22 protein-coding genes are annotated in these 26,226 nt (G+C 38.0%); 1 reads left to right on the top strand and 21 read right to left on the bottom strand.

Annotated features, from left to right (window positions below; genetic code table 11):
• Positions 1 to 3: 3 nt before the first annotated feature.
• The 14 genes from FC32_RS06860 to FC32_RS06800 form a co-directional block, all read right to left on the bottom strand.
• Positions 4 to 1,389: a glycoside hydrolase family 1 protein gene (locus FC32_RS06860; protein WP_025087071.1), complete on the bottom strand. Its 1,386-nt coding sequence runs from the start codon at positions 1,387 to 1,389 to the stop codon at positions 4 to 6.
• Between the two features lie 21 nt (positions 1,390 to 1,410).
• Positions 1,411 to 2,664, bottom strand: a complete 1,254-nt coding sequence (locus FC32_RS06855) for a PTS sugar transporter subunit IIC (RefSeq protein WP_025087072.1) — start codon at positions 2,662 to 2,664, stop codon at positions 1,411 to 1,413.
• 37 nt (positions 2,665 to 2,701) lie between these two features.
• A complete protein-coding gene (locus FC32_RS06850; RefSeq protein ID WP_025087073.1) occupies positions 2,702 to 3,841 on the bottom strand; it encodes a GNAT family N-acetyltransferase in 1,140 nt (379 codons plus the stop codon).
• Between the two features lie 14 nt (positions 3,842 to 3,855).
• On the bottom strand, positions 3,856 to 4,185 hold the full coding sequence (locus FC32_RS06845; RefSeq protein ID WP_025087074.1) for a PTS lactose/cellobiose transporter subunit IIA: 330 nt from the start codon (positions 4,183 to 4,185) through the stop codon (positions 3,856 to 3,858).
• A 15-nt stretch (positions 4,186 to 4,200) separates the two neighbouring features.
• Positions 4,201 to 4,518, bottom strand: a complete 318-nt coding sequence (locus FC32_RS06840; protein ID WP_025087075.1) for a PTS sugar transporter subunit IIB — start codon at positions 4,516 to 4,518, stop codon at positions 4,201 to 4,203.
• A gap of 132 nt (positions 4,519 to 4,650) precedes the next feature.
• Positions 4,651 to 7,329 (bottom strand): sigma-54-dependent transcriptional regulator, encoded by a 2,679-nt coding sequence (locus FC32_RS06835; protein ID WP_025087076.1) that lies wholly within the window; start codon positions 7,327 to 7,329, stop codon positions 4,651 to 4,653.
• Positions 7,330 to 7,669: 340 nt separating this feature from the next.
• Positions 7,670 to 7,987, bottom strand: a complete 318-nt coding sequence (locus FC32_RS06830; protein WP_025087077.1) for a DUF2200 family protein — start codon at positions 7,985 to 7,987, stop codon at positions 7,670 to 7,672.
• A gap of 151 nt (positions 7,988 to 8,138) precedes the next feature.
• The gene (locus FC32_RS06825) at positions 8,139 to 9,833 is read right to left on the bottom strand and encodes an oleate hydratase (RefSeq protein ID WP_025087078.1); all 1,695 of its coding nucleotides are present in this window, start codon (positions 9,831 to 9,833) and stop codon (positions 8,139 to 8,141) included.
• A 175-nt stretch (positions 9,834 to 10,008) separates the two neighbouring features.
• Complete coding sequence (locus tag FC32_RS06820; protein ID WP_025087079.1) at positions 10,009 to 11,337, bottom strand: M20/M25/M40 family metallo-hydrolase; 1,329 nt, start codon at positions 11,335 to 11,337, stop codon at positions 10,009 to 10,011.
• Between the two features lie 205 nt (positions 11,338 to 11,542).
• Entirely contained in the window at positions 11,543 to 11,677 is a 135-nt protein-coding gene (locus FC32_RS11070) for a hypothetical protein (RefSeq protein WP_257575780.1), read from the bottom strand.
• Positions 11,678 to 11,740: 63 nt separating this feature from the next.
• Positions 11,741 to 13,066 carry a M20/M25/M40 family metallo-hydrolase gene (locus FC32_RS06815; protein ID WP_025087080.1) on the bottom strand — a complete coding sequence of 442 codons (1,326 nt, stop codon included), beginning with the start codon at positions 13,064 to 13,066 and terminating at the stop codon, positions 11,741 to 11,743.
• Positions 13,067 to 13,078: 12 nt separating this feature from the next.
• Entirely contained in the window at positions 13,079 to 13,906 is an 828-nt protein-coding gene (locus tag FC32_RS06810) for a MetQ/NlpA family ABC transporter substrate-binding protein (RefSeq protein ID WP_025087081.1), read from the bottom strand.
• Between the two features lie 16 nt (positions 13,907 to 13,922).
• On the bottom strand, positions 13,923 to 14,606 hold the full coding sequence (locus FC32_RS06805) for a methionine ABC transporter permease (RefSeq protein WP_035459754.1): 684 nt from the start codon (positions 14,604 to 14,606) through the stop codon (positions 13,923 to 13,925).
• Positions 14,607 to 14,621: 15 nt separating this feature from the next.
• Entirely contained in the window at positions 14,622 to 15,653 is a 1,032-nt protein-coding gene (locus tag FC32_RS06800) for a methionine ABC transporter ATP-binding protein (protein ID WP_035459757.1), read from the bottom strand.
• A gap of 446 nt (positions 15,654 to 16,099) precedes the next feature.
• Here FC32_RS06800 and FC32_RS06795 point away from each other — a divergent pair, with 446 nt between their 5' ends.
• On the top strand, positions 16,100 to 16,825 hold the full coding sequence (locus FC32_RS06795; protein ID WP_025087082.1) for a hypothetical protein: 726 nt from the start codon (positions 16,100 to 16,102) through the stop codon (positions 16,823 to 16,825).
• A 93-nt stretch (positions 16,826 to 16,918) separates the two neighbouring features.
• Here the strand turns inward: FC32_RS06795 and thrS are convergent, their stop codons facing one another.
• From thrS to polA, 7 genes are all read right to left on the bottom strand, one after another.
• Positions 16,919 to 18,871: a threonine--tRNA ligase gene (thrS, locus tag FC32_RS06790; RefSeq protein ID WP_025087083.1), complete on the bottom strand. Its 1,953-nt coding sequence runs from the start codon at positions 18,869 to 18,871 to the stop codon at positions 16,919 to 16,921.
• 308 nt (positions 18,872 to 19,179) lie between these two features.
• Positions 19,180 to 20,106: a primosomal protein DnaI gene (gene dnaI, locus FC32_RS06785; RefSeq protein WP_025087084.1), complete on the bottom strand. Its 927-nt coding sequence runs from the start codon at positions 20,104 to 20,106 to the stop codon at positions 19,180 to 19,182.
• 14 nt (positions 20,107 to 20,120) lie between these two features.
• Positions 20,121 to 21,533: a replication initiation and membrane attachment family protein gene (locus FC32_RS06780; RefSeq protein ID WP_235804342.1), complete on the bottom strand. Its 1,413-nt coding sequence runs from the start codon at positions 21,531 to 21,533 to the stop codon at positions 20,121 to 20,123.
• Between the two features lie 7 nt (positions 21,534 to 21,540).
• On the bottom strand, positions 21,541 to 22,026 hold the full coding sequence (gene nrdR, locus FC32_RS06775; RefSeq protein WP_025087085.1) for a transcriptional regulator NrdR: 486 nt from the start codon (positions 22,024 to 22,026) through the stop codon (positions 21,541 to 21,543).
• Positions 22,027 to 22,043: 17 nt separating this feature from the next.
• Positions 22,044 to 22,646, bottom strand: coding sequence for a dephospho-CoA kinase (coaE, locus tag FC32_RS06770; RefSeq protein ID WP_025087086.1), 603 nt, complete (start codon positions 22,644 to 22,646; stop codon positions 22,044 to 22,046).
• Positions 22,643 to 23,473, bottom strand: a complete 831-nt coding sequence (mutM, locus tag FC32_RS06765; protein WP_025087087.1) for a DNA-formamidopyrimidine glycosylase — start codon at positions 23,471 to 23,473, stop codon at positions 22,643 to 22,645. Before mutM ends, coaE begins: the two co-directional genes overlap by 4 nt.
• Before the next feature lie 75 nt (positions 23,474 to 23,548).
• The gene (gene polA, locus FC32_RS06760; RefSeq protein ID WP_056957341.1) at positions 23,549 to 26,218 is read right to left on the bottom strand and encodes a DNA polymerase I; all 2,670 of its coding nucleotides are present in this window, start codon (positions 26,216 to 26,218) and stop codon (positions 23,549 to 23,551) included.
• Positions 26,219 to 26,226: the final 8 nt, after the last annotated feature.

Below are 26,226 nucleotides of genomic sequence, written 5' to 3'. Positions count from 1 at the left end.
AACTTATTCCAGCCCGTTTTGGCTAACAACTTCTTTAAACCAATACCCCGATTTTTTGATCGTTTTCAGCTGTGTATGGATATCATTAGAAATAAATCCGTAGCGATTCTTATAAGCATTGAGCCACGACCAACAATCGATCGGCGTCCACATATGATAGCCAAAACAATTAGATCCCGCCATGATCCCTTTATGCAACCAGCTCAAATGTTCACGCACAAAATCGATCCGATAGTTATCTTCGATCATCCCAGAAGAATTTTTAAAGCGCTCTTCATTAGAAACACCCATCCCATTTTCTGAAACATACCACGGAATATTACGATAATTTTCCTTGAGATCAAGCGCAATATCATAGAGTGCCTGCGGATAGATCTCCCAACCACGATCTAAATTGACTCGCCGTCCCGGTAGATCGTAGGCGTCATAATAACGATCTGGCATCCAATCTCCGACCGAATCTGGCGCAATCTCTGGCGCTTTAACGCGATTAGGATGGTAGTAATTGACCCCTAAAAAATCAACCGTATTATTTTTTAGAATTTCTTTTTCTACATCATTTGTTTCCCATAACACTTTATCTTTAGTCAGCAATTCTTCTAGTTCAGCTGGAAAATGACCATAAACTGCAGGTTCTAAAAACATTTTGTTATTCCAAAGTTCTGCAATTCTAGCTGCTTCTTGGTCTTTTGGATCATCTGAAGCTGCATAAGTCGGAGTCAAATTTAGCACGATCCCGATTTGAGCATCTTTAAGGGCTAATTTACGAAATGCTTGAATCGCTTTAGCCGAAGCGAGATTTAGATTATACGCAACTTGTACGGCTTTTTTGCTATCAACAATATTAGGATAATGGAATTGGAAGAGATATTGGCCTTCCACTACGACCATCGGCTCATTATGCGTAGTCCAAAATTTGACTCGATCGCCAAATAATTCAAAACATTTTTGGGCAAATCCAACATACAATTCGACCACTTTTTCTGATTCCCAACCACCATATTTTTGATATAGTTCAACGGGCAGATCAAAATGGTGCAAATTGATTACAGGCGTCATCTTTTCAGCGATGATCGCATCGATCACATTATTATAAAATGCGACTGCCTCTTCATTTACGGTATTTGTTTCTAAATCATCGATCAAGCGACTCCATTGGATACTTGTCCGTAAACTATTCATCCCAATTGAGCGCATCATTTTAAGATCTGCTTGATAGCTATTGTAAAAATTAGATGCTACATCGGGACCAACATGGTCATAAAATTTTTCAGGTTCAATCTCAAAGTGATAGTCAAAGACATTAGCGTGCTTTTTATTAAAACGCCCTTCACTTTGCGGGCCAGAAGTTGCGGCACCCCACCAAAAATTCTCGGGAAATTTTTTCATGATATTTTCCTTTCTATGCGATTACGCTTGCTGTTCTTTTTTCATTTCTTGTCTAGTAGCTAATGAAACAAATGGGAGATATATCACAACCGAAATAACCAAGTTAACTGCAGCTAAAATCGCTCCTGCAAAACTTTGTGTTGCTAGAAAACCACCAATGATCGGAGGAGTTACCCACGGAGGCATGACCGTAGCAACTGGGACCCAACCAAAACTCGTAGCAAAATATGCGGTAGTTACACAGACCATCGGCGTTAAGATAAATGGAATAAACATGATCGGATTTAAAACGAGTGGCAAGCCAAACATTAAAGGTTCATTGATATTAAAGATCCCAGGGGCTGCAGCTAAGTTATTTACGACCATATAAGGTTTGTTGCGTCGGCCGACTAAATAAATAGCAATGATCAGCCCGATCGTTACCCCTGTACCACCCATGTTGACAAATGAATCAATAAATGGCTTGTTTACAATATAAGGTGCTTCTTTGCCAGCAGCTAAAGCATTAGCGTTGGCTGCAATAGCTGGCGCGTTGATCGCTTGCATAAATGGATCGATCATATTGGCACCATGAAGCCCAAAGAACCATAAAAACGGTGTGATAAAGGCAATAAACAAAGCTGAACCATATGAATTTGCTAAGCCCATAAATGGTTCTTGCACTGCAGTATAAAAGGCGGCAAACATATCTTTGACACCAAAAGCGGCGATGATCGCTGCTACTAACCCAAAAATTGAAATCGTGATCATTGCTGGAAATAAGGAAGCAAAGGAAGTGGCAACTGCCGGTGGAACCCCATCAGGCATCTTGATAACTAATTTTTCATTTCCAACTAAACGAGTAAAGATCTCAGCAACTAAGATTCCCACGATCAAAGCAATAAATAAACCAGATGAATTCATCCCAGTCGTTGCTGCTCCTAAAGTGAAAAATGAAGCAACAGAGACGATTCCGGCACCGATTGGATCTTTACCGACACCTTTAGCTAAATTGTAAGCAACTAAAAAGGCGATAAAGACGGATAACACCCCAAAGGTTCCGTTCCATACAGCGGCACCAAAGCCAGTCCACGAAGTTCCACCAAAAATACTTTTCATAAAGTTTTGGAAAGCTGGGATCGGTAAGTTATTGAACATGACCGCTAAAGCCCCTAAGATCATTAGTGGCATCGTAACGGTAAATGCATCTCTGATCGCTACTAAATGACGCTGATTACCGATTTTTGATGCATATGGGATGAAGTATTTTTCCATAAAATTGATAAATTTGTCCATTGTGTCTTCCTCCTGATTCTGTCATAAATCATTTAACTTAAAAATAATCATAAAAACGTTGCTGCCCCTTTGGAAAAATTTCAGTTTCAAATTTTTTAGTTGCGGTTACTTTACCTAGAAAAAGTCCTTCTGCGAGCGTTAAGTCACCTAATAATAGTTCACTCCAACTTTGAATCGAAGCTTTTAACTCTCCCGGCTGATCGACCTTTTTACACGTTCCCTGCTCAAGTTGCCAACTGCCAATATTCCAAGGGCATTGCTCATCTTCGGTCACTTCAAGCACAATTTTTGCTTGATCTAATAAAATATGGGTAAATAATTGCTCAATATCGATAATTCGACTCATCATATAAGGGGATAAGGTACACGAAAGTTCTTGTTGTTCGCTAAAATAATGCTCAAGTATTTCATTTGCTGGACCATGATAAACGATCTCTTTAAACGACGAAATATGCGCTTTCACGTAAGTCAGCAGTTTACGTACAGCAAAATCATCTTCGTATGCGAACTCATCGATCACAAAAGTTGCTCCTTGCATCCGATAAATGAGATATCCTTTGGCAACATTTGCATCATTAAAGGCAACTGCATAAAAACGCCGGTCATAGTACTTATCTAAGCGTTCCCACCACCAAGCTTCACGGACAACCGTCCCAACTTGTCCAGGTAATAATTTTTGATAAAGTGAACAAATCGTGGGTTTTAATTGGTGCCAAGAGCCACGTTTGATGGTTCCATTGCATTCACTAGTCAAATTTGTAAAAGCTTGTGCTGAAATCCGGTACGTTTTTTGGTGGCTCGTAAATTCATAACCAAATTGGCGGTAAAAGGCTGCTGAAAAAGGTGCTAGTTGCGAAATTGCAACACCCTGCGCATAAAGATCACTTAACAGTTCGGTCATAATATTACTGATCTGCCCTTTTCCGCGATATTCAGGATAACTTGCTACATATCCGACACCTGCCATTTTGAGTCTTTGTTGAAAAAATTGGCTTTCAAAATGATTCGCCATAACCAGATTGGTCAGCTTATTTTCCTGTCTTACACCATAAGCATCAGCATGATCGTAGCGTGTTAGAAAAAGTGAATCATTTAGCAGTGATTGCGGTTTGTCGAAAGCGTATTCAACTAAATCCGCAATTTCAGCTAACGTTTGAGCGTTGCGTGCTAATTTCACATGATCACTTCTTCCTATTTAGCGGCCAAACGTTGGTAAAGCTCAACTATTTCTTTTGCCATATCATTGAAAGTAATACTTGTCATTAAGTGATCTTGGCTATGAACAGCTAGTAACGTAAGTGTCATTTTCTTTCCACTAGCTTCATCTTGTAGTAAGCCAGTCTGAGAATGATGCGCTTTTATCAAAGCCTGATCAGCAGTGGCTAATTTTTCTTTGGCTAAGGCAAAATCACCAACTTTAGCCGCTTGAATAGCTTCCATTGCATCACTTTTAGCGTTGCCCGCATTGATGATCAATCCCATTACCGCTTCTAATTGTTCTTGCTTTATTTCTTCACTCATTTGGGCTATCCTCCTTTAGTTCATCAATCCAAGCGCTGTTTTCAAAACTGCTTCACCATTCATCGTGCCATAATTTTTCATATCAATGACATCGACCGGAATACCTTTAGCTGCTAGTTTTGTTTCAAATTGACCTTTCATAAAACGAACTTGAGGTCCTAATAATAAAACATCGACTGGTTTACTGGAATCTTCTAATTTTGCATCGGCTTCTGTCGCTGAAACTGCAAAGATATCCGTTTCTAGGCCTTCATTTTCAGCTGCCTTTTGCATTTTTGTTACTAATAAACTCGTACTCATTCCCGCTGCACAAACTAACATAATTCTTTTCATGATAAACACTCCTTGTAATAAAATTAAGATATTTTTGCTTTACACTTTATATATAGCAATTTTCGTGCCAACTTTTCACCACATAAACGCCGGTATGATAAGGCTTTTAAGTTACACACAAAAAAACTAGAATTACACACTGTGCAATCCTAGTTCAATTTGATTATCTTCAAGTGTCTTAACAATATAAGCAATATCATCTTCGCTAAATTTGAATGCATATTTCTTTTCCAGTACCGCTAATTGAGTTGCCACATGTTCAAATAACTGATAGTGCTGTTGATGATAAGCTGTAACATTTTCAAATGGCGGTCTAGTTTCATTTTTCTTGATCCGCTCAACTAAAAAGGCAATATGCAAGTTTAAAGCTTGCAATACAGTATTTTCAATGATCAATTCTTGCTTTTTGCGAATCGCTTGGAGCACATCGTCAATTAAAAAGAAGAGCTCTTTGACATCAAATTGTGGCGAAAAATACTGCATTAGCGACTCTGACATTTCACTTACAGTGAGTGTACTTCCTAAGAGATCTTGAAATTCGATGATCTTATCTTTTTTAAACAGATTCATGGCCGGAATAAAAGGAATTTTTTGATAATGAAGTTCCATCGTACCAATGATCGCCACAATTTCTTTTTGCGAAATAATTTGGTCAATACGATGTTTAAAACTTTCACGCTCTAATGATTGCATTTGAATTATCTCAAATTCATCTAAGTTGACCAGCTGCGAAACGACTTCATTTAAGCGTTTTGAAACCCCCTCACCCGTAAAACAAGCAACAATGATCACTTTCTTTTGATCCTTTGGCATGGGTTCTTCCAAGTGAAGCATTGTTTGAAAGATCGAAGTAACACTGCTGTAGATCTCTTCTAGTGACCGTCCCATGATCGCCAATCGTAAACTTTCTAAAACAAGTATCGTACTTGCCATTGAAATTACGCGGGTCCGAATGCCCATCTCATGAAAAATCAAATTCCCAAAATTATTCGGGGAACCCATATCGGTCAAAATAATGAGCCCTTCTGTCAACTCTGCTCTATTTTGCTGAATATAACTTCTAATTTGACCATACATTGCTTCACTTTTTAATGTTAGTGGCATATTAAAAGCTATACCTTTACTTGTCCCCAAAAGTTCTTGGACCGTTTCTAACATACTGGAAGCGGTTGATTTTCCGTGCATAACGACTAACACTGCAACTTGACGTTCCATCGTCGGCTTGATTTCATGCGCATCCATCGTTAAAAACATCGTAATAAAACCAATTTCATCTAGTGGCATCATGATATCATAGACCTCTTCGATTCGATTGGAAAGCTCGATCGCTAGTTGAAATTCCTTGGAGTGATTTCTACGGACATCATTTAAATTAGGATGAGTGATAAGCTGCTCACTTTTTATGCGTTCAATTGTAGAATTAAGGTGTAATGCGAAGGCAAAGCGATTCTTTTCAGTGTATTCTCGCTGTAATTTTTCGGCAGCAAAATCATATAATTCATTAACCAATTGCCATAATTCATCAGAAATGATCTCTTGATAAACATTGGTATGGGAAAGTTCTTCAACATAAGTTTCAAAATATTTATCAACATCTTTTGATATCAATTCACCTAGATCGATCTCAGATAAGTTTTCGCGTCCTAGTTTTTCCAGCTTATAAGTGATCGAGTTATAAACTTCCATGTCTTTACTTGGATCTTGCCCCCAAACGACTTCTTGGGTACCTGGCTTTAAGGTCAAATAGAGATTCTTGTTATCTAAAAAAGGTGTTAGCATATCTTGAACTTCATTGACACGTAATAAGCCTTTTTGAACCACTAATGGGAGCTCATCTTCTCCGATTCTTAATTTTTCTTCGTTATCACTAGTTTGGTGATATAAAAAAGCCTTGGCACAAACTAATTTTAAATCACGTTTCAGCTGACCGATGTTTCCTTCAGCATGATAGAGTAAAAAAGCTAGCAAACTGCGCTTATCGATCGTGATTTCTTGACCTAGACGGTTAGCTTCTTGTTGTAAAAATTCTTTAATGATCGCTAATCTTTCGTCCAAAGAACGCTCCGCTAAAGCAGGCAGTTCGATTTGCATGGGAATCCGCCGGTTAAAGGTCGATAAAAACATTGAACTTGTCTCAGTTGTAGCTCCGATGATTTGGACCGAAGCTTCCTTTTCTTGACTGTCACCCAATGAGCGAAATTTTCCTTTATCAATAAAAGTGAATAACATTTCTTGCCCTTCTGGTGGCAAACGATGGATCTCATCTAGAAATAAAATCCCGCCATCAGCCTTTTCTAACAAACCAGCCCGTGTCTCTTCAGCTCCAGTAAACGCACCACGTTTTACCCCAAAAATGTGCCCAAAAAGTAATTGGGGATTTTGCGCATAATCAGCACAGTTAAACGTAATAAATGGTGCATCTTTAGCCAAAACATTGGCCTCAACGGCAAAACGATACATGCATTCTGCAAACATCGTCTTACCAGTACCTGTCTCACCAAAAATAACTGTGTGTAATCCTCTTGGCGGATATAAAATCGCTGCCTTAGATTTTTGAATCGGATTTTTCAACGAATCTTCGCGCCCAATCAAGTTATCAAAACTAATGTACTTTTTAGATAAATTCGGCATGATTTGAAATTTTACGGGACGCCCGTCAATTTTTTTAACTTTTCCCGCTTTAGTTAATTCATTCAAATAACGACTAACATTAGTCCGATCGATCCCTAAACGATCAGCCAAATCTTTAGCAGTCATTTCAGTTGCGTTTGCCAACAACATTTCTAATACTTCATCTTTTCTCGCCTTCACGATTTTCCTCCCTCTGATTGGTATAAACCAATTTAATTGTAACCCTTTTCTTTTAGATTTTCTAGTGATTCTCCTAGTAGTTTAATCATAAGAAAACTGACCGAACATTTTCTATGTTCGGTCAGTTTTAGTTCTGTCAATCTAGTTATTCAACTTTATCAGCTTTAAACCACAGCCAAACACCCTTAAGCGCAATGACTGCTGTGATAATTCCGATCCACCGTTGCCAAGTAGAATTTAATTTAAAAAACACTACCATCACCCCTAATAAAAATAATATTGCTATGAAAAATAACAACAACTCTCTTTTTTACCTTTCATTTATTTATCACCTTAGATTTTATGTTCGTAAAACTTTAGCCATTGGCTTACCTTGTGCTAATTCATCAACTAACTTATCTAAATAACGCACCTTACGCAAAAAAGGATCAGCAAGCACTTCTACTTGTATGCCACAAACTTTTCCTTTGATCAAATTTGCTTTAGGATTTAGCTTGATTTTAGCAAAAAACTCTGCTAGTGTTTGTGTGCTTGTAATAGTTTGCTCCAGCTCAGTAGTGTCAAGTTGGGTCAGCCAGCAAATAACTTCGGCTAATTCCTCTTTAGTTCGACCTTTGCGTGTGACTTTTTTAAATACGCTTGATAGATCATCACCCATTTCATTTGTTCAAGTTTCTCCATAAATTCGCCTCAAATTTCATACTATATTTAGTTTCATCATATCATAGCCCACAAATAATTAAAAAAATAGCGCTTTTTAAACATATAAAAAAGCAGCTGTTTTCCAGCCGCTTTTATAAGTTATTAGATTATTCAAACATTCGTTTGGCTGCTCGTAATAGAACCCGTGGATCCTTGTCAAAACGTGGATTTTTGACTAATTTACTTTCCGGTACTCCTGCAAAGTGGAAGGCTGCCACTTCACCTGAACGTACGGCACTTTGTTCGGTAAAGACCATTTGATATGGTTGTTCAACAAATTCACCGGTAAAGGCTAAGTTAGTTGAATGTTCTGGAATAACTTCCGGACGATCAGATTTAGCCCGATTATTGAATAAAGCTGAAGCATATGGCATGTAAACTGGAATACAGTTGATGACACTATCCATGATTGCTGCTTCTTTTTCCCGAATGTTGACTGGACCTGGATCAACCTTTGCAAGTTGGCCGATCAATTCTTGGGTCATTTCCTTACCGGTCATTTCAATATATGGCTTATCAACAAATTCACCGTGACGTCTTGGATACAAGAAATAGCCCCAAAGAACTGTTTCATTTGGCTTTTGCGTCGTAAAGTGTGGTTGATGGTGCACAACGATCGACATATTTACATCTTCATGGCCTAATGGTGTGATCGGTTCAGTAGACAAGAAGGAATTTAAAGCATTTCCTGGAACTTGAGTCGTGATTCGGGCAATTTCATTTAACAAAAGATGGTCTTTAGTCGTCAAAGTAAAGCTGACCCATTCAGAGGCCTTGCGATCAGCAAAGAATTTGTCTGGATTACCTAAATTATAGAAATGTTCAGTAGCTTGTTTCCAAAGTGACGAAGCAGCACCATAGTCCATATTTTCTGGAGCTGGCGTGTTGAAGTCACCTAGACTAGCAGAATCGGTGATCGAACCATTAGTAAAGAAGACCGCAGTATCTTCGTCAATGTCAACATGCTTCAGTTCATTAGTCTTAGTATCTAAGATCTCAAGCCCAGTAACTGTGATCTCATCTTGCATTGCAGTATCTTTGAAATCAAAGGCTTGTACCCGGCTGTTCATAATAAATTTACAACCTTGACCTTCAAGATATTTGATCAATGGTAGCATGATACTTTCAAATTGATTATAGCGTGTCCGGTTGACCCCAACTAAATGTTCAATTTGGGAGAATTCATAAATCATTTGATGCATGTAACGACGCAATTCTTGCGCAGAAGATTCCACTCGAAAGGCAAAGGTCGTTTCCCACATATACCAAAAGTTTGTTTGGAACATATGGGGATCATCCTTGAAGTATTCAGCAATCGACACATTGTCTAACTCTTGTTCTTTTTCATCCGGCATCATGACTAAACGGGATAATAACATCCGATCTAAGTTATTTAAGCCTAATTTATGGCCGTCAATAATACCTTTACCACCTTGCATTAAACGCGCCTTATCATATGTCCGATGATGGCGATCAAAATCACGAGTATCTTCGGCGGCAGTCATCCCTGGTTCTGTCACAGATGGAATCCGATCCAAGAGATCCATCAAATCAACATACGTACGGTAGTTAAGCATCCGTCCACCACGGGCAACGTAACCCTTAGTATTTTCCATTGGATGATTCTTGTTCCAATATTGTTCGGCGGCAACAGATGCTGCTGCCCCATCATTTGCACCATGGAGATCAAGGGCATAGAAAGTAATATCTTCGCCTTTCCAATGACCTTCTTGAATCAAATAAACGGCGGCTGCCATATTGGCGATCCCAGCGCCGATCATCACTGCTTTGTTCTTTAACATATCATATCACCCCATCAGTTATTCAAAATTCAACTACATTATAGTTCTCCTCGTACTATAATGCTCGACATAAGCCCTATAAATTAAACAAATTTAATAAAGTGTCGCACAAATTACTTATTTTTCCGTTGAAAAAACTAACTACCATAACTCATAGTTAGCTATAAAAATCCGTTTAATTATTTCCATATGCTGTTAAGATCTCACCTAACAACTGGGTGCCTTGTCCAAAATCTGCCAAACGGATGTGTTCATTGGGACTATGAACTTGACTGCCGGCGTAAGTTACTCCAAAAGCTAAAATTGGTAATTTGAGTGTCTTACCAAAAATTTCTGCTGGACCACCTCCAGCAGAATTAGGTAAATACTTGGTATCTTTACCATAGATTTTAGTGGCTTCTTTAAGGACTAATGCTACAAAAGGATCATTCATCTCAGAGCGAAAACCTAATTCGCCTAACCGATAATGAACTTTCAGATCCGCAAAACCATGTTTATTGAAATGAGCTTGAATCAAGGTAGCAATTTTTTTAGGATCTTGAGATGGGGATAACCGGCAGTCAAGTTTTGCTTTGGCAAGATGCGGAATCACTGTTTTGATACCACTTCCTTGATAGCCTGCATCAAGACCATTGATCGTTAAAGTTGGCTGATTAACAAGCTCAAACTTAGGATCTTGACTGATCGTTTTTCTTAAACCAGCTCGTTTTTTAACCTTCTCAAGATCAAAATCAGAATTTTTAACAGCTTTTATTTCTTGGTCTGATAGTGGTTCAATATCATCATAAAAACCTTCAACTAGCACATGACCTTGATCGTCACGAAGCGTTGCTAAGCCCCGAATAAGGCGCCAAGCAGCATTTTCTGCATATGAAGCTAAAGATGAATGTAAATCAACATCAGCCGTCCTTACTTCAACATCAAAAACACTGATTCCGCGCATTCCACCAACGATCTGGTAATTATCGCTATTATTTTTACCGCCACCTTCCCAAATACAGGCATCTGCTTTTAACAACGCTTTATTTTGGGTTACGATCTCTTCAATTTGTGGACTACCGATCTCTTCTTGACCTTCGACAAAAAACTTAACATTGACTGGTAAGCCACCGTGAGCTTGAAAGTACTTAACTATTAACAAACGCGCGATCAATTCGCCTTTATTATCTGATGCACCACGCGCAAACAGTTTTCCCTCATGAATTGTAGGCTCAAAAGGTTCGCTGTCCCACTTTTCAAGCGGTTCAGGTGGTTGAACATCGTAATGATGATAAAATAAGATCGTTTTAGTTGGATCATTACCATTAAATTCGGCAAAGACGATCGGAGCTGTCTTTGCTCCCAACTTTTTAACACATACTGCCCCAAGCTCACTAAAAATTTGAGCTAAATAATTTGCTGTCTCAGGAAGTTCTAAATTTTGAGCTGATATTGACTTAAATTTGATTAAATCAGCATAATCATTAATATGTTCTAGGGCATATTTTTCTAAAGTTTCTTCCATCAAATTACCTCTCAAAATATATTAATTTTTTTCTAAAGTATATTTAATATTAAAGTAGTTGTCAATTTATCAGTTAGCAAGATTTTCCCCAAAGATGTGTAGTTTTTCTGTGACCTTCGTGTAGTTTTCTCAAAAAAACTACACATTTCACTTTTGCTAAACAAAAAGTAGCACCACTAATTTCGGTGCTACTAAAATATTTGATTTATTTTCTATTTTCTTCAGCTTTTTGCTTTGCTTTTTTGACGAATTCATCATAACGCTCAGGTTCATAAGTCTTTAAATAATCAAGAACTAATGTATCTGGTTCATAGTCATTAAGATCTATTTTTTTATCCATCAAACTTCACCTCTTATCATCACTATCTTAATGCTAGGTGAAAGATGTTGCAATAAAATACACTTAACACCCAAATTCATGTAATAATTCATTCAAGTAGTTTGTTGCTTGCAAGAAATCACTAAGTCTGATATTTTCATCCGCCCCATGATCGTTACTCTTAGCATACCCAACACCCACACTTAAAACTGGTAAGTTTAAACCATCCCCAAACGCATATGCAGGACCAGCACCTGAGGCATTTGGCAAATAACATACTTGATCTGCACCATAGATTTTTTGAGCCACGGCGAATGCTTTTTGGGCATAACTTGAGTTTAAGTCTGTGCGAAAGCCCTTTTGCCCCACAATATAGCGCACTTTTAAATCTGCAAAACCATTTTTTTCGAGTTGTGCTTGAATGACCTTAGCAATTCTTTTAGGATCTTGATTAGGCGTTAACCGACAATCAAGCTTAGCCGAAGCAAAACGAGGTAACACTGTTTTTACCCCCGTTTCTTGGTACCCGGTTGTAATACCATTAATCGTTAAAGTTGCCCCATTAACTAATGCTCGTTTAGGGTCAGCGGTCAAAAATGGGCGCTTTAAGCCGGTTGTTTTTTGAACTTCCGCTTGATCAAATGTGTTGGTTTGCAAAATTTTTTCTTCATTTTCAGTCAATTGATCAGCATCTTTATAAAAATCTGCTATTAAAATATTGCCATTGACATCACGTAAGCTAGCTAAGCCTTGAACTAACCGCCATGGCGCACTTTCAGCATAACTTGCTAAAGAAGAGTGTAGGTCGTAATCGGCTGTTTCTACAGTCACTTCAAATGCAACTATTCCGCGTAATCCACCTGTAATCTGGAATTTTTCGACTTCATTTTTGCCACCACCTTCCCAGATACAAACATCAGCGTTAAGTTTCTCTCGGTGAGCTGCAATATATTCATTAATATGGGCACTCCCGATTTCTTCTTCACCTTCAACAAAAAACTTAACATTAACTGGTAGTTCCCCTTTTTCCTGGAGATACTGAAGCAATAACAAGCGTGCGATCAATTCACCTTTATCATCCGATATGCCACGAGCAAAAATTTTTCCATCCCGAATAACGGGTTCAAACGGATCGCTAGTCCACCGCTCTAACGGTTCAGCCGGTTGGGTATCATAGTGATTATAAAATAGGACCGTTTGGGCTTTATTGGCAGCAAATTCGGCGAAAACAATTGGATTACCACCTAATTCATCCCATTTTTCAACTCTTGTTGCACCTAATTGTTGGAATTTTTTTACTAACCACTCACTTGTTTGAACGATTCCAATATCTTGGGCGGCAATCGTTTTTAACCGTAAAAGATCATAATAATCAGCTAAATTTTCATTTACATACTCTTCAATACTCATTTGCTCACCTCATTACTTTTTACCAAATGTCTCCCAAGCTGCGACACTACCACCTTTAGAAGTCTTTTCGATCACTTTTTTAGTTGCTTCAGTTTGATAGGCTTTAACAATTTTTTGATATGTTTTATTATTAACATCACTCTTGCGTGCGGCAATCACATTTACATATGGTTTAGAATCCTTGTTTAATGGTTCTAGATAGATTGCATCCTTTTTAGGGGTTAAGCCCGCATCGACCGCTACCCCATTATTGATCACAGCAGCGTCGACCGATTGGAGTGAACGAGCAGTCTGTGAAGCATCTAGCGCCTTAATGACTAAATGCTTTTTATTTTCAGTAATATCTTTCACAGTAGGCGTGTCCCCACTACCTTTTTTCAACTTGATCAAACCTGCAGTTGCGAGCAATTTTAGAGCTCGTCCACCATTTGTTGTATCATTTGGGATCGCGATAACAGCTTTATCCTTTAATTTTTTGACACTAGTCACTTTTTTAGAATAGACCCCTAATGGTGCGATCACGGTATTACCAATGCTAGTCAAAGTTGTTTTATGTTCTTTATTGTAGTTATCTAAAAATATCTGCGTTTGAAATGAATTCAAATCAATATCGCCCGCGGCTAAAGCTTTGTTTGGCTGATTATAATCGGAAAACTTTACATATTCGAGGTTGATTCCTTCTTTTTTCAAGCGTTTTTTAACGCTATCCCAAACATCTGTATCCGATCCGACCACACCTAATTTGACCGTTTTTTCAGCCGCATTTATTTGTTGAACTGAAGTTAACCAAAATGCTAAAAATGCCCCTACAACTAAAATATATTTAAATAATTTCTTCATGATTTTTACCCCCTATTTATTGATGAGAAATTTTCTTAATAATTAAATTACTGATAAATTGACTTAAAAATACTAAGATCAAGATCAACAGAGTAGCTACAAATGTTACATCATTTTCGAAGCGATTATAGCCTTGTGAAATTGCCAAATCACCTAAGCCACCGGCACCAACAGCACCTGCCATCGCAGTTAAGCCGATCAAACTGATCATTGTTAGCGCCGAAACTCTGACTATCCCGACCAAGCCTTCTCGTAGATAAACGCGACAAATGATTCCCAAACGACTAAGCCCCATTGCCTGAGCTGCTTCGATCAAGCCCGGATCAACTTCTAATAGTGCAGTTTCGACTTGGCGTGCAAAAAAAGGAATTACGGTAGCAACTAGTGGTACTAAAGCAGCTTTAGCACCGATCGTTGTTCCCACAATAAATTGAGTTATAACTGCTAAGAGCGCAAGTAAAATGATAAATGGGATCGACCGAATCAAGTTCACAAATTTATCTAAGATCCAAAAAAGAGTTTTATTCTCATACAAGCCACCCGGACGAGTTACTACTAAGATCACCCCTAATATTAGACCTAAGCCTCCACCAAAAATTGCGGCCCAAAAAGTCATATAGATTGTCTGAATAGTCGCATCAACGAATATTTGTGGATCACTGACAACATTTGGTAAATATTTTTCTAACAAAGCTTGCATATAATGCCCTCCTCTTTAGTCACTCGTATTAAGTAGTTTGACCTTAACGCCTTTACTATTTAAATACGCTAAACTTTCGCTTATTTTCTTTTTTGAACCAACTAAACTGACGATCAGTTTTCCGACTGGAACTTGTTGCAAATATTCAATATTTCCATATAAGATATTGGCTTTGATCTCAAAACGTTGATATAAATCTGCTAAGAGCGGTTCATTCGTTACTTTTCCGGTATAAGACAATTCGACCAATGTTTCATCTGGACTCAAAGAACTATTTTCAATAACTTTATGTAAAATATCTTCTTGGCGAAAAGCTGTTGCAATAAATTTTTTGGTCAATTCAGTTTTGGGTTCATTAAAAACTTGTAACACCTCTCCTTTTTCAACGATCTGTCCATTTAACATTACCGCTGTTTTTTGACAAATTTCTTTTACAACTTGCATTTCATGCGTGATCAAAATGATCGTTAAATTTAACTTACGATTTAATTTTTGAAGTAGTTTTAAAATTTGTCCCGTTGTCTTTGGATCTAGTGCGCTGGTCGCTTCATCGCAAAGCAAAATCTTAGGATCAGAGGCCAACGCTCGAGCAATGGCAACCCGTTGCTTTTGACCACCGGAAAGCTGACTTGGATAAACATTGATCTTGTCTGTCAGGCCAACTAATTTAAGTAGCTCTTTTACTTTAGCTTGTTGCTTTTCTTTAGTAATTCCTTGATATTTAAGCGGAAATGCTACGTTTTCACCGATCGTCCGTGCTTCTAACAAATTAAAATGCTGAAAGATCATCCCAATATCTTTTCTTTTTTGCCGCAACTGCTTTTCTGCTAATTTTGTTAAATCACAACCATCAACTAAAATCGTTCCTTTAGTCGGTCGTTGTAGCAAATTGATGACTCGCACCAAAGTACTTTTTCCTGCGCCTGAGTACCCAACTATACCAAAAATCGTTCCATCCTCGATCGTTAAATTAACATTTTTTACTGCATCAACCTCATCTTTCTCATTTTCATTAAAAGTGACTGATATGTTTTTTAATTCAATCATTTGCATACTCCTTTCCCATCAGCACAAAAAAACGCCCCGTAGCTAGACTGCTACAGGGACGTTATCACGTGTTACCACCCAAATTTATCGGACATCTCACAATGCCGACCTCTACAGGTACACCGCGGAAATGCAGTAGACCCGTGAGCTATAATGGGCTCAACCCATTCTTGGCTAGCATTTGCTCACCAAGACATCTTGCTCCAAGACCATCTTCGCTTAATTACACCGTATCTATTCTCAGCAATTTATAGACTCTCTGTAATTGGCGCAAGTTAAGTTACTCATCTTATCTTCGCTCGTTTGTGTTATGTTGATTATAATCATAAAAGCAAGTTATAATAATGTCAACACTTTTTTCAATTTTTATTAATCATCTCCAAAATTCTAAATATTTGCATATTTTACCTTAACGAATTAAGATATTTTCTGAAGGAGTTGATAATATGAATTTCAAGCGTACTTTGATGTTAGGACTAACTTGCTTTAGCCTTGGAACTGTAGCTACTATCACTTATCAAGCTAATTTCTCACAAACAATCGTTAAAGCGGATACGCAAAGTTCTAGTTCATCTGTACCAGAAGTTAAAACTGTATCAAGTAAAAAATTTAAAAAAGTTAAACTTGGGATGAGCAAACGTCAAGTAGTTGATATTATTGGACAACCCACTATTGATAACTATGAAGATTCACTATGGACCTTTAGCACTAGTGATGGGCAAGTAGTCTCGCTTTACTTTAGCAAAGATTCACTGGAAAACATCACTGATAGTTCCTTGATCAGCACTAACAACAGTGTTAAAAAGTCGACTACCAAAGAAACTAAGAAATCAGCCGTCAATAAAGCATTTGCTACATACCTAAAGAAAGTTCATGAATACGCTAAAGCTGGGCAAACAGAATTTTCTTGGTCAACTATGATCAAAAAGATCACATTTGACGGTGATGATGAAGTCAAGATCCAAACACAAAACGGCTTTGCTGAAACGTCAAGCACAGAGAAAAATGACATTGCTAAAAAGCTAGCTAAAATCAGTAAATCATTTCTTCATCGCTATAATTCAAGCAAATTCGACCTTGAATTCTACTACAATAATAAAGAGATCGGTAGCAACAAAGGAAATTCATTGACAAAATTTGAATGGAAAAGTGAATCCGATACGGACGACTAAAAATATCGTTAAAGTAAAAGACGAATGAATCGCTAATATTCACGATTCATTCGTCTTTTTTAATCACCTATATAAGATTTAAATGACGGTCTATTAATCTTCTTTTCGACTGTATGTTTCAATGTCATGTAAGATAAGATTTCTAAATTCATCTTGAGTCATTGTTTCAGTTTTTTCACTACCATATTTACGTACAGTTACTGTCCCATCGGCAACTTCTTGATCACCAACAACTAAAGTATAAGGTGTCTTCATCACTTGGGCTTGACGAATCTTGTAACCCATCTTTTCATTGCGATCATCAATGCTTACACGGATTTGATGTGCCCCCAACTTAGAACTCAATTGACGCGCATAATCTAAGTGCAATTCGTTTTTAACAGGGATGATTTCAACTTGTTTTGGTGCTAACCAAGTTGGGAACGCACCTTTATACATTTCTGTTAAGTAAGCTGTAAAGCGTTCCATGGTTGAAACGATCCCACGGTGAATCATAACTGGACGGTGTTCTTCACCATCAGCCCCTGTGTATTTAAGATCAAAGCGTTCAGGCAATAAAAAGTCCAATTGGATCGTTGAAAGTGTTTCTTCGCCACCAAGTGCAGTCTTTGTTTGAACGTCTAACTTAGGACCATAGAAAGCAGCTTCACCTTCTGCTTCAAAGTATTCTAAGCCAAGATCATCCATGGCAGCTTTCAACATACGTTGGGATTTTTCCCACATTTCATCATCATCGTAATATTTGTGAGTATTTTCTGGATCACGGTAACTCAAACGGAAACGATAATCTTTGATGTCAAAGTCGTGGTAAACATCAACCATCAATTGCAGCGTACGTTTGAATTCTTCTTCGATTTGATCAGGCGTTACGAAAGTATGACCATCATTTAAAGTCATTTCACGTACACGAGAAAGACCTGTCAAGGCACCTGATTTTTCATAGCGGTGCATCATTCCAAGTTCTGCGATTCGTAATGGAAGATCACGGTATGAACGAATATGGTGGTTATACACTTGAATATGAGATGGGCAGTTCATTGGACGTAATTCAAGCAATTCGCCATCGCCCATGTCCATTGGTGGGAACATGTCTTCACGGTAATGATCCCAGTGACCAGATTGCTTGTAAAGATCTACGTTAGCTAGGATCGGTGTATAAACATGTTCGTAGCCACGTGCAACTTCTTTATCGATGATATAACGTTCGATCGTTCGACGAATCGTTGCCCCATTTGGCATCCAGTATGGTAAACCAGCACCAACTTTAGGATCAACAAAGAAAAGATCTAAGTTATTACCGATCACACGGTGGTCACGTTCATGTGCTTCTTTACGCCGTTGTAATTCAGCATCAAGATCTTTTTGCTTATAAAAGGCTGTCCCGTAGATCCGTTGCAACATTGGGTTACTTGAAGCACCTTTCCAATAAGCACCCGCAACTGAAAGAAGTTGGTAAACTTTGATCGCACCAGCAGATGCTAATTGTGGGCCAGCTGAAAGGTCAACAAATCCATCTAAAGTATGCGCTACAACTTTGCCATCGTTATCAGCAGCGATTTCTTTAACTAATTCAGTTTGATATTCATCACCGGCAACTAATTTCAAAGCTTCTTCTTCAGTATATTCAACGCGTTCGATCGGCAAGTTTTGTTTGATGATCTCGTTCATCTTCTTTTCGATCTTTTCAAAATCAGCTTCAGCCACTTGACCAGAAACATTATCTGTATCAAAGAAGAAACCGTGTTCCAAAGCTTCACCTTGACCAAACTTCATCTCAGGATAAAGGCTGTGTAAAGCACTTGCTAAAACGTTAGCGGCTGTTTGCCAAAGAACGTTCATTCCTTCGACCGAGTCTTTCGTGATGATTTCAATTTCACCATCAACGGTTAAAGGTTCGGTATAATCAACTAACTTACCGTTAAATTTACCAGCAACAGATTTTTTAGCTAAACTGATGCTAATTGATTTAGCGATATCTTCTGTTGTTACGCCAGCTTCAAATTGCTTAACAGCGCCATCTGGAAACTTCACATTGATTTCTGACATTAAAAATTCCTCCTAAATTTGACAAACAAGACGCTAAAAGACGCCCCTAGTGCTACTAAATAACACTAGGGACGTCTTTTAAACGCGGTTCCACCCTATTTCAAGGTCAATTGACCTTCTCAACTCGTCTTTAACGGAAACGAACCGGATCACCTTTGCAGTAATCGTCTTAATAAAAGTGGTAAGCGTCACGTTAAGAGACTTACAGTCAAGGTCTCTTTCCCTGAATTGATCAGCCGTTTGTCTTTTATGATTGTAATTCTTATTTAAGCACGAAATACTATAAATTTCAAGTACCTAGTACAAAGTTATGGATTTCGCCGATTTTTGCCTACGACATGATATTGTGTCGCTAAAAACTTGATGCGCTCCATGATCCGTTTAGCTTTTAAAGGTTCGGCTTCTCCCCGATTATTGACGGTCAGGTACTGTTTTTCGAGTTGTTCGAGCGAAAAATTTGAGCTAAAAAAGGTTGGTAATTCCTCTTGCATCCGATATTGTAAAATCACACCTAATACATCATCACGTAACCAACTGCTTAACGAATCAGCCCCAATATCATCGATCATTAAGACCGGTGCTTTTTTTAAGCGCTCAATATATTCATTACTCTTATTTTGTCCGATCGAACCCTTGATCTCAACGGCAAAGGAAGGGAAATGGACTAATGTTGTCTCATAGCCCTTGCTAGCCAGCTCATTTGCAATCGCAGCTAGCAAATAAGTTTTCCCCACACCAAAACTCCCTTCTAAATAAAGCCCTTTATGAAAAGTCTTAGGATCTTTTGTATAACTAGCGATAAACGCCATCGCTGCTTTTAAGGCTTCCATCCGTTCATCACTACGATCATAATCTTTAAGCTGAGCTTTTCTAACACTGCGCGGTAAATTAATCGTTTTGACCCGTCTTTCAAGTGCCTTTTGTTCACGTTGAGCAATTAATTCGGCAGTAGGAACATAGACAACTTCGATGCGGTGATTACTAACCGTCAGTGTCGGTAGGTATCCTGGGGCAAAAATTTGCTTACCTTGTGCAAGTTGCTTTTTCAAAGTTACAAACTCATATAGCTTACTTGCACTTTTCATAATGTCAGCTTGAGTCAAAACATCGTTATTTTCAGCTAAAAATGTACGCACTTCTTCATCTTTTAGGCTTTCCGTGATCAACTCTTGATAACGCTGATTCCAATTGTTATCGGTCATTTTCTTTTGTAAATTTTTTCCTAGATCTTCCATTTAGCTCACCTACCTTATTTTGATTCACCCTTTTCTAATTCAGCAAAAAGTTCATCGATCTCAGCATTTAAAGCTGCTCTTTTTTCTTTTGAGAGTCCATTTTCTTTAGCCTCGTCCTTTTTATCCGATTCAGTTTCTTTAGCCCAATCAGGTAAGGTTTCTTTTTGAATAACAGTTCTTTTTTTAGCATAATACGTTTGTTGGCGTTTATTTTTTTCCGCTGTCGCTTGTTGGTTTGCTTTACGCATATAAGCCATAGCTTCTTCGGGGGTCTGAATCTTTTCTTCGGCTAATTTAGCTGCTGCAGCCGTAAAACGATTTGCCACTTTTGATTCTAAAACTGCATTATTTTGCACAATCAAATAGTAATGCAATAAGACATTAATCACCGCATTTGGCAAAACTTGTTTTTCAACTAAATTTTTGACAGTATACTGTTCTAAATTTGTCACAAAACTATTTTTTTGCTGTTTTAAAACTTCAATAAATTCTAACGGTAAATAAGCACGACAAACATTAGCCAGAGTCTGATCATTAGCCGACAATTTTACTTCTACTGCTGGTACAGCTTCAGTTTTTTCAACCAAATCAGCTTCTTTTTTTGGATTGGCTTGCACTTGACGCGAAAATTGCGTTGCCGCTGATTTTTTTAAAACTTCTTGATCAACCTGATTAGTATTGACATCTAGCGCTTGCTCCAAAAGATGTAGCAAAGCAGGTTCATCTAGACCATACAAAAGTGCAATCGTCTTTAGAGTATCTTCACACCGGATCAATTCTTTATCTGGCACAAAAGACCTAGCAACTAAGGCCTGCAATGTCTCCATATCTAATTCAAAATCTACTCTAGCGATCATTTTTGGAGTTTTAGAAATATTTTTCTTAGTTTCTTGAGCTTGTAACAAGCTCTCGCGCCCTACCGTAAAGACATCTAATAGCGACTTAGTGATCTCTTTTGCTTGAGGATGAGTGAATTTAGCAACAATAAACTCCTTTTGTAGTTCCTCATAGCGCTCTTTTCCTAAAAAATCACATAATAAAATACTTAACAGATCATCTTGAAAAAATTCTGGTGCACTTAAAGGCGCTTGTAATTCATAAATAAACAAGCGTCCCAAATCATCTTCTTGTTTAAATGTGCGCAATAATCCTAGTGCTTCTAAACGAATTCGCGCATCATAAAAATCTCGCAAACCTAAACCTAAAATATCTAATAGATTTTTATGCATCTTGCGTTCAAGTAAATTAGGTTCGCGCGACGCCATTACAGCCAAAATGGAATAAACACCATATGCGTTAACCCCCATCAAAGGCTGATAAAGCTTTAAGACTACTTTAAACTCGGTTGAACCAATATGAGCTTTTGAACTGACAACATAGCCGTCTTTGGGTGACATCTGCTTTAATGCTCCACTCAGTGCCATCATCCCCTAACTATGATTTTTTCTTTTGGTGGTGATTATCCTCATCGCGTGCCATAAGTTCTTGCAATTCATTAGCAAATGATGCCATATCCTTAAATTCACGATAAACACTCGCAAACCGAATATAGGCGATATCATCGACATCTGCTAAAATTCCCATGACAAATTCGCCGATCAGTTGACTTGAAACTTCATTTCCACCGACAGCCCTAACTTTAGTTTCAACTTGGTCAACAATATCTTCGATTTGATCCATTGGTACAGGGCGTTTTTCAGCTGCACGCATTACACCACGTAAGATTTTTTCACGACTAAATTCTTCTCTAGCACCATTTTTCTTGATAACTAATAATGGTGCTGCTTCTACTCTTTCAAAAGTTGTAAAACGAAAACCGCAATTTTCACATTCTCTGCGCCGCCGAATTGCATGTCCATTGTCGGCGGGACGACTATCGACTACACGCGATCCATTTTGATGACAATTTGGACATTTCATATTTTTTACCTCACTGCCTATTTCTCGATTAAATTATTTATCTTAAGCCATTTTATCACTTGCGCTTGCGTTTCTTCAACTGTTCCCGAACTATCGATCACAATTGTAGCCATTTTTTTCCTTTTTTCATCAGGAATTTGACTTGCGATCCGTTTCAAGGCTTCTGTTTTAGTTATTTTATCTCTTTGCATGATTCTTTTTAACTGTAGCTCTTGGGGTAAAGAAACAGTCATGACTGCATCACATTTTCCAGCATAATTTTGCTCAAATAACAAAGCAGCATCGATCACTACCACAGGTATTTTTGCTTGTCGAGCCTGCTTCAATTGACTAGTATACTCTGCTCTGATCAAAGGTTGCATTATTTGATCTAATTGTGCCAATTTTCCCGGGTTATTAAAAACGATCGTTCCTAGCGCTTTACGGTCAAGTTCGCCATTTTGGTCGATGATCGTTTGTCCAAAACAAGCTACTAACTGTTGTAAAGTTGCGGGACGTGAAATGACTTGACGAGAAATCAGATCGGCATCCAAAATCTTAAAATCAAATTTCTTTAAAAAATTACTGATCGTAGTTTTTCCCATACCGATCCCACCGGTCAGTCCTAATACATATGTCATTTTTTCACCTGCTGGCACTGCGGACAGTAATGCGTTCCACGTTGACCCACCACGATTTTCTCAATTGGTGTCTGACACCGGGGACATGGCTTACCTGTGCGACCATAAACATCTAATTCAAATTGGAAGGCCCCGCTTTTTTCAAATGCATCAGTATAACTCCTAACAGTTGTACCACCTGCTTTGATTGCCCGCGCTAATTCTTCAATGATATTATCATGTAAAAGTTTTACTTGTTCAAAGGTCACCGCTGAACATGGCGTCAAAGGGTGCAATTTACTTTGCCATAATACTTCATCTACATAAATATTTCCCAGACCAGTTACTAAAGTTTGGTCAAGTAGCGCGGTTTTTAAAGCTTTTTTCTTTTTTTGTAACTGTTGATAGAAAACATCAACATCAAATGTTTCTGCCGTTGGTTCTGGCCCCAATTTTTGTAAGCTTTTTAATTGGTCTTCTGTTCCTGTTTTTAATAATTGCATCCGACCAAATTTGCGCACATCATTGTAGCGTAATTGCTTGTTATCTTCAAAGGTAAAGACCACATGCGTATGCTTTTCGAGCGGTTCATTTGCTGGTTTAACATAAAACTTGCCTTCCATTCGCAAATGCGAGACGACCGTCCATCCTTCTGAAAAACGCAACAATAAATATTTTCCACGGCGATCGACAGTCTCAAGTGTCTTACCTTGCAAAGTCTTTTCAAATTCAGCTACATCACCTAGGATCATCTTTTCATATAAAACCTTAACGTCTTTTACTGTTTTTCCTTGGACTAATTTTAATAGTCCCCGTCGAACTGTTTCAACTTCTGGTAATTCTGGCATAAACTTTTCTCGCTATCAAAAATATTTACAAGTTTCTAAACTTTGCGCACTTGTAAAGTATAGCTTTTCCTTTCCTTATTTAGTATCAAACCATGTTTTCCCACTAGCACTTTCAACTTTTAATGGCACGGCAAGTTCAACCGCTGAATCCATTACCTTAGGAACGAGTTCTTTTAACGTCTCCAGTTCTTCTTTAGGAGCTTCAAAAATCAACTCATCGTGAACTTGTAAGAGCATTTTGGCTTTCAAACCAGCCTTTTTCAATTCTGTTTGCATATTGATCATGGCAACTTTAATAATATCAGCCGCACTGCCTTGAATCGGTGTATTCATTGCTGTTCGTTCCGCAAAAGAACGTAAATTATAATTTTTGCTCTTGATATCAGGTAAATAGCGTCGGCGATGGAAAAGGGTTTCGACATAGCCTTTTTCACGTGCTGTTTTGATGATATCTTGCATATATTGGTGTACTCCTGGGAAAGAAGCAAAGTAAGTTTGCATGAATTCTTTAGCTTGTTTACGCGTGCTACCAATACTTTGAGCCAAGCCAAAATCACTGATTCCATAAACGATTCCAAAGTTGACCGCCTTAGCTTGCCGTCGCATATTTGGTGTTACTTCACTTGCATCATCAAGCCCAAAGATCTTCATTGCTGTACTGGCATGAATATCAGAGTCTTCTTTAAAGGCAGCTTGCATATGGGGATCCCCCGAAATGTGAGCTAAGACCCGTAACTCGATCTGCGAATAATCCGAAGCAAAAATCTCCCAATCTGGATAACTTGGTACAAAGGATTGACGAATCTTGCGCCCTTCTTCTAAGCGTACCGGAATATTTTGCAAATTAGGGTCGATTGATGACAAACGTCCAGTTGCCGTTAATGTTTGGGTGTAACGCGTATGGACCTTACCATCAGTAGAGATCACCTTTAATAATCCCTCAACATAAGTTGATTGCAATTTAGCTAATTGACGGTAAGCCAAAATATTATCGATGATCGGTGACATTCCACGAAGTTTTTCTAAAACATCAACTGCCGTAGAATAGCCTGTCTTAGTCTTCTTAACAACTGGTAATTTTAACTTTTCAAATAAAATAACACCTAATTGTTTAGGCGAATTGATATTGAATTCTTCACCTGCTTCTTGATAGATCAATTGTTCAAGTTCACTTAAGCGTTCCTTAAATTCACTTTGCATTATATCTAAACGTTCCCGATCAACGGTGATCCCCGCGATTTCCATCTGGGCTAATACTAAAGATAGTGGCCGTTCGATCTGCAAATAGAGTTCAACTTGTTCATTTTTCTTTAGCTCAACCATTAAATCATCTTCAAGGTCAGAGATTGCTTTAACTTTATGAGCTAAATGTTCAAAGTACACCTCATCTTCAGCTGGGAGACTACGCTTAGCTCCTTTACCGTAAACTTCTTCATCAGTTTTAACATCATAGTAATCATGTCGATGGGCTAAATTACCTAAATCATTACTGTTATCACTCGTATTTAATAAATATGACACTAATAACAAGTCAAAATTAATATTATTCAAAGTGATCCCTAACCGATTCAATGCTGCATAAGTCCGCTTCCCGTCGAAAACATCAATTTCGTATTTTTCGTCTTCAAAAAGTTGACGTAATTTAGGTTGCTTTAAAAGTTCAACATCTTTAGCAGCATAAAATTTATCATCGATCTTTAAACCAAAGCCCCAAAAATCAGCAGTATGATAGTTGTCATTTGCAAGTTCGAGATAAAAACTAATATCAGAAGCTTCTGTATATGAAAGATCGGCCAAATTATCTGCTGTTAGTTCACTTACGTCTAGTTTACTTACAGCTTCTTCATCATTTTGGGCATCTGAAGTCTTGTTTAATTGTGCTAAAAAGCTCTTAAAATCCATTTCTTCAAAAAAGGCAACTAAGTCTTCACGCTTAGCCCCATCCCATTTAGTATCAGCTAATGTGAGCTCAAGAGGCGCATCGGTTCTGATTGTAGCAAGATCTTTGCACATAAAGGCGATTTCTTTATCGGCGAGCAAGTTTTCTTTTAACTTAGACTTCTTCATTTCATCAATATGCTCATAGATCCCCTCGATCGTTTCATATTGTTTCAATAATTTAAGCGCAGTTTTTTCACCGACCTTGGTCACCCCAGGATAATTATCTGAACTATCACCCGTTAGTCCCTTCATATCAATGATTTGTTCTGGACGTAACCCATATTTTTCGATCACATGAGCCGGAGTATACTTTTCAATTTCAGTTACCCCCTTGATCGTTACTGCAACACTGGTTTTATCCGTAGTTAATTGCGTCAAATCACGATCTCCAGTCACGACTGTTACTTCATAACCATTAGCTTCGCCTTCTTTCGCCATCGTGCCGATAATGTCATCTGCTTCATAATCAGCCAGTTCGTAACTCTTAATTCCATAAGCAGTCAATAGTTCTTTAATATAGGGAAATTGCTCAGATAATTCACTTGGTGTTTTAGCCCGTCCACCTTTATAATTATCGTATTTTTTAGTTCTAAACGTAACTTTTCCAGCATCAAACGCAACTAAAACATTAGCCGGATCAGTTTCACCTAAAATTTTATCTAACATCAATTTGAAACCGTAAATTGCATTAGTGTGCAATCCATTATGATTTACAAAACGCTCGAGTTGATTATGCAATGCAAAAAATGCGCGAAAAGCGACACTATTGCCATCAACTAATAGTAATTTCTTATCTTTAGCCATAATATTTC

The organism is Ligilactobacillus apodemi DSM 16634 = JCM 16172, from assembly GCF_001434405.1.
GTDB lineage: Bacteria > Bacillota > Bacilli > Lactobacillales > Lactobacillaceae > Ligilactobacillus > Ligilactobacillus apodemi.
Note: the sequence above shows the minus strand (reverse complement) of the source record. Positions and strands in the feature narration are given on the sequence as shown.

Coding starts and splice junctions, on each gene's coding strand:
- FC32_RS06860 (WP_025087071.1), bottom strand. CDS start 1,389: ATGAAAAAATTTCCCGAGAATTTTTGGTGGGGTGCCGCAACTTCTGGC.
- FC32_RS06855 (WP_025087072.1), bottom strand. CDS start 2,664: ATGGACAAATTTATCAATTTTATGGAAAAATACTTCATCCCATATGCA.
- FC32_RS06845 (WP_025087074.1), bottom strand. CDS start 4,185: ATGAGTGAAGAAATAAAGCAAGAACAATTAGAAGCGGTAATGGGATTG.
- FC32_RS06840 (WP_025087075.1), bottom strand. CDS start 4,518: ATGAAAAGAATTATGTTAGTTTGTGCAGCGGGAATGAGTACGAGTTTA.
- FC32_RS06830 (WP_025087077.1), bottom strand. CDS start 7,987: ATGGGTGATGATCTATCAAGCGTATTTAAAAAAGTCACACGCAAAGGT.
- FC32_RS06825 (WP_025087078.1), bottom strand. CDS start 9,833: ATGTTAAAGAACAAAGCAGTGATGATCGGCGCTGGGATCGCCAATATG.
- FC32_RS06820 (WP_025087079.1), bottom strand. CDS start 11,337: ATGGAAGAAACTTTAGAAAAATATGCCCTAGAACATATTAATGATTAT.
- FC32_RS11070 (WP_257575780.1), bottom strand. CDS start 11,677: ATGGATAAAAAAATAGATCTTAATGACTATGAACCAGATACATTAGTT.
- FC32_RS06815 (WP_025087080.1), bottom strand. CDS start 13,066: ATGAGTATTGAAGAGTATGTAAATGAAAATTTAGCTGATTATTATGAT.
- FC32_RS06810 (WP_025087081.1), bottom strand. CDS start 13,906: ATGAAGAAATTATTTAAATATATTTTAGTTGTAGGGGCATTTTTAGCA.
- FC32_RS06805 (WP_035459754.1), bottom strand. CDS start 14,606: ATGCAAGCTTTGTTAGAAAAATATTTACCAAATGTTGTCAGTGATCCA.
- FC32_RS06800 (WP_035459757.1), bottom strand. CDS start 15,653: ATGATTGAATTAAAAAACATATCAGTCACTTTTAATGAAAATGAGAAA.
- FC32_RS06795 (WP_025087082.1), top strand. CDS start 16,100: ATGAATTTCAAGCGTACTTTGATGTTAGGACTAACTTGCTTTAGCCTT.
- thrS (WP_025087083.1), bottom strand. CDS start 18,871: ATGTCAGAAATCAATGTGAAGTTTCCAGATGGCGCTGTTAAGCAATTT.
- dnaI (WP_025087084.1), bottom strand. CDS start 20,106: ATGGAAGATCTAGGAAAAAATTTACAAAAGAAAATGACCGATAACAAT.
- FC32_RS06780 (WP_235804342.1), bottom strand. CDS start 21,533: ATGATGGCACTGAGTGGAGCATTAAAGCAGATGTCACCCAAAGACGGC.
- nrdR (WP_025087085.1), bottom strand. CDS start 22,026: ATGAAATGTCCAAATTGTCATCAAAATGGATCGCGTGTAGTCGATAGT.
- coaE (WP_025087086.1), bottom strand. CDS start 22,646: ATGACATATGTATTAGGACTGACCGGTGGGATCGGTATGGGAAAAACT.
- mutM (WP_025087087.1), bottom strand. CDS start 23,473: ATGCCAGAATTACCAGAAGTTGAAACAGTTCGACGGGGACTATTAAAA.
- polA (WP_056957341.1), bottom strand. CDS start 26,218: ATGGCTAAAGATAAGAAATTACTATTAGTTGATGGCAATAGTGTCGCT.